Annotated in this window: 3 protein-coding genes; all 3 read right to left on the bottom strand. The window is 27.5% G+C overall.

The features are described from left to right. Positions 1–298: 298 nt before the first annotated feature. A complete protein-coding gene (locus BLV84_RS12255; RefSeq protein WP_093246120.1) occupies positions 299–1003 on the bottom strand; it encodes a hypothetical protein in 705 nt (234 codons plus the stop codon). Next, positions 996–1589 (bottom strand): hypothetical protein, encoded by a 594-nt coding sequence (locus tag BLV84_RS12250; protein ID WP_143521382.1) that lies wholly within the window; start codon positions 1587–1589, stop codon positions 996–998. The genes BLV84_RS12255 and BLV84_RS12250 overlap by 8 nt, the downstream gene beginning before the upstream one ends. A 1507-nt stretch (positions 1590–3096) precedes the next feature. Then, on the bottom strand, positions 3097–3717 hold the full coding sequence (locus BLV84_RS12245; RefSeq protein WP_093246114.1) for a hypothetical protein: 621 nt from the start codon (positions 3715–3717) through the stop codon (positions 3097–3099). Positions 3718–3833: the final 116 nt, after the last annotated feature.

Raw genomic sequence — 3833 nt, 5'->3', positions numbered from 1 at the left:
AGTGATTTTTCCAATTTCTGATTAATATTTGATTTGCAAATTTCAATTTATAATCGAAATTTGATTGAGGATAAATGTTTAAATTAAATTGCGTGCAACGGTCTTGTATATGGCTCGTAGCGTGCAAATTAGAAAATTATTTTCGGATTAAGCACAAGCCAGATTTTTAAATTTTACTGTTTATCTTTTTTTATTGGAAATCGTCAAATTTAAAAATTTGGCGACTTTCCAAACAAGCCTTAACTTTGGATTAAGCAACTGCCAAGCTATGAGCTATATACAGTGTTGTGCAACGTTTTTATATTTTATAAGGCAATTTGGGTATCGTCATATAATACTCACCTTTAGAATGTTTAACTTTTCTTACTTTAAACTTTGCTTTGGCGTCTTGTTTTAGACCCCAATTTTCATTAAGATCAGTCCATACTCTTATAAAAACTGTTTTAGCGTTATTGGTATTTAAAGAACTATATATGTAATTCCAGTCATCAACTAATTCTTCTTTAGCAATATCGGTATTAATAAATACTAATATTTTATATTGGAAATAATCAAAATTACTTCCTTTAGGTAAAATTATTTTTTTTTTAATTTCGCTAAAGCTTCCTAAATATTCATCAATATTCGTATCTAAATTTGAGCTATTGCATATTTTATAATTTTCTTCTATTGTAGATTTATTCAGAGAGTCTAATTGACTTATTGAACAATATGTTTCGCTATTAAAGCACATTAGCGAATCATTTTTATCAAAAATATATGTTCTATACGGTATGGACATATAGATAAAATTTTTAATAGTTTTTGCGTCTAAACTTTTAATAGGTTGAACATCTATAACATTATCCTCTGAAGTTAATTTTTTAATATTTTTATTTATTTCTTTTTGAGAATATACATTTAATTTAGGTATGCCTGCAATAATTTTTATTGCGCTACCGCACGAAAATATTAATAAGCTGGATAGAAATATCCAGCTTAGAATTTTAAATTTATTACTCATTATCTAATTTTTCCCAATCAATATTTGTTGTAAATTCAAATATATAATAATTGTTTTCAGTGTCTATAAATTGATAAGCATATGCATCACGAATTTCAGGATCAAAATCAATACTCGTTCCTACTTTAATACCAATTTCTTTAGTAGATCCACATCTAAAACCAATACCACATTTACACCCACCTTGACACTTATTAGGGTCAGAACGGGGGTTTTTTCTAGCTAATTTAAATTTTATACCAGCTGATATTTCTTTGACTTTAATTTTAGTATCATTTGGATTAACTTCACTATTAATTTCGTAACCAGATTGTATAGGTATTAATAATTTGTTTTCATTAACATTAATGAATGATTTTCTTTCGCTATCAATATCAAGATTATGAACCCCCATCTCTTTTTCAAATTGTGAGTCAAAATCTAAAATTTCTTCTGAGGGGACATATATTAGATATTCTGTTGAATTGGTTGTATATAAACTTTCATTGTCAACCATAATATCATCATTTAAATTATTGCTAGTACAAGAGATTAAAAATGTAAGCAGTATAAAAGATAATATTTTTACTAAATTTAATGTTTTCATTATATTGTAATTAATAATTGTTCAACTCACTACGCTGTAAAGAACAAATTTTAAAGCTCGAAGATATTTATTTTTTACTTGATGTTATCTTAAATTTCATCATTTCTCATAATTTGGGGGATTAGCCCTGATCTACTATATTGTTAATCTTGAAAATATTTGTGTTAAATGTTGCACAACGGATTTGTGTATGAGTAGTAGCGAGATTTTAGCTCGTAACTTTTCTCATTTCTAAGGCTATAAATTTATAACTTAATTTTCGTTTTTCAACACAGACTTCGCTATTACTTATACATAGTGTTAGCGACTGGTTTTTTCTTTTCGATTTAGCTCGCTTTTTAATCAAATATCAACCTTAAAATTCCTCAAAAAAATTTCGAATTTTTCGCTAGAATGGGATTCGATCAGATTCTTTTTCATTCAGCTAGAAATTTATCTTTATTAAAATCTATTTGGCCGATTTGTGTCCAATTCTACGTAGCGATTTTTAATTCCAACATTTTGGTCAGCTCGTTTTAAGTCTAAAATGAAAAATCTTTTGGTTAGCTCTAATTCATTTTTTCGTAGTGATTTTCAATTCTGATAACTTTGGCGAACTCGTTTTGATTCTTAGTGTTAATTTTCTTTGGTAAGCTATCAATTCTTTTTTCAGAGTGTGATTTTCCGATTTCTGATTATTTTTTGAGATATAAAATTCAATTTATAATCGAAATTATTTTGAGGAACTCTTTCTTCTCAACTTGTCGCTAACGGTCTAGCATATACTTTAGTGCGACCTTAATTAGCTTTTATTTCGTTTTCAAGTTACAGACTTTTATAAAAATACTCAAACTTATTTTTTCATCACTGACCCGAGCATTAAGTATATGCATTGTTGCACGCAGTTTTTTTTCTTTTCGATTTAGCTATTAGTTTTATTCTTATTCAAACCTTAAAAATCCTCAAAAAAATTTCGAATTTTTTCGCCAGAGTGAGCTTCGATCAGGTTCTGTTTCTCAAGCCGAAGTTTGTCTAAAATCAAATTCCGTTTGGCTGTTTATTGGTCATTTCTCCGTTGTGATTATTGCTTCACTAATTTCGGGAAGCTTGTCTTAAATCTAAAGTAAAACTTCCATTGGCAGGCTCTGAATTGATTTCTCCGTAGCGATTCTTAATTCCGACATTTTGACAAACTCGTCATTATTCCAAAGTTCAAAAACCGTTGAGAAGCTTTAAATTAATATTTTTTGAGTTCTGATTTTCCGTTTTTAAATTAAGAATTATAAATTCAAAAATAGAGTAGAGGATTTTTAAAAAATAGTTTGGCTTAAATTGCGTGTAACGGTTTTGTATATGGCTCGTAGCGTGTAAATTAGCGATTATTTTTCGGTTTAAGAACAAGCCAAATTTTAAATTTACTACTTATTTTATTTTTTGGAAAGTTGTCAAATTTAAAAATTTGGCGACTTTCCAAACAAGCCTTAACTTTGGGTTTAGCTACTGCTCAAGCTATGAGCTATATACAGTGTTATGGGGTGTTTTTTATCTCAACTATTTTATTTGCCCAATCAACAAACATTTTTATTTCTAATATACCACGTTTAGATGAGACTTTTAATTCTTTAATTTTCGTTGATTTAGTATTTAGTTTTATTTGATTCGGAATATTTAATTTTACATTAGATTTGTTTTTAGATACTGATATCCTTTGAATAATTTCATCGTCTCTATTTTCAATCTCTGTTATTTGTAATATGTCATTGGACAATAGACCGCAATTTTTGACATTATATTTTGATCCAACTTTTTTATCAAAGTCGAATAAAATATATCTTTTATTGTTCAGTTTTGGTTTAAAGTAAACGATATTATTGTCAAAAATGAGATTTCCAATCTTATCAGGATTACCTATCGAAAATATTAAAGAATTATTTTTATCTACAATATCAAAATGAAATTCGAAATTCTTTTCTGGACATTTTGAAATAATCTCATCATTAACATTATTCCACTTAGTCGGAGGATGTGAGCAATTTGGAAGTGTTTTTGATTGATGAATTGATTTAAAATCTTGAAATATTCTATCCTTTTCACACGAAGTAAAGAAAAAAATTAGAAATAAAAATGTCAAAAAAATATTTTCTCTCAATTATCTGTTTTCGTTTTTAACTGTCTAGTCCTGAAATATGGCTACAGGTTAAAATTTATTTTAGGCTGATAATTTATACACCATACTTGGAGTTTTAAAATCTAAAGATAAGTGTA

The organism is Psychroflexus halocasei, from assembly GCF_900107595.1.
In the GTDB taxonomy this organism is placed as follows: Bacteria; Bacteroidota; Bacteroidia; order Flavobacteriales; family Flavobacteriaceae; genus Psychroflexus; species Psychroflexus halocasei.
The sequence above is the reverse complement of the archived record's forward strand: the minus strand, read 5'-3'. Positions and strand labels throughout refer to the sequence as shown.

Bases quoted from the DNA above. Each gene is read 5' to 3' on its own strand.
- BLV84_RS12250 (WP_143521382.1), bottom strand. From the start codon at position 1,589: ATGAAAACATTAAATTTAGTAAAAATATTATCTTTTATACTGCTTACA.
- BLV84_RS12255 (WP_093246120.1), bottom strand. From the start codon at position 1,003: ATGAGTAATAAATTTAAAATTCTAAGCTGGATATTTCTATCCAGCTTA.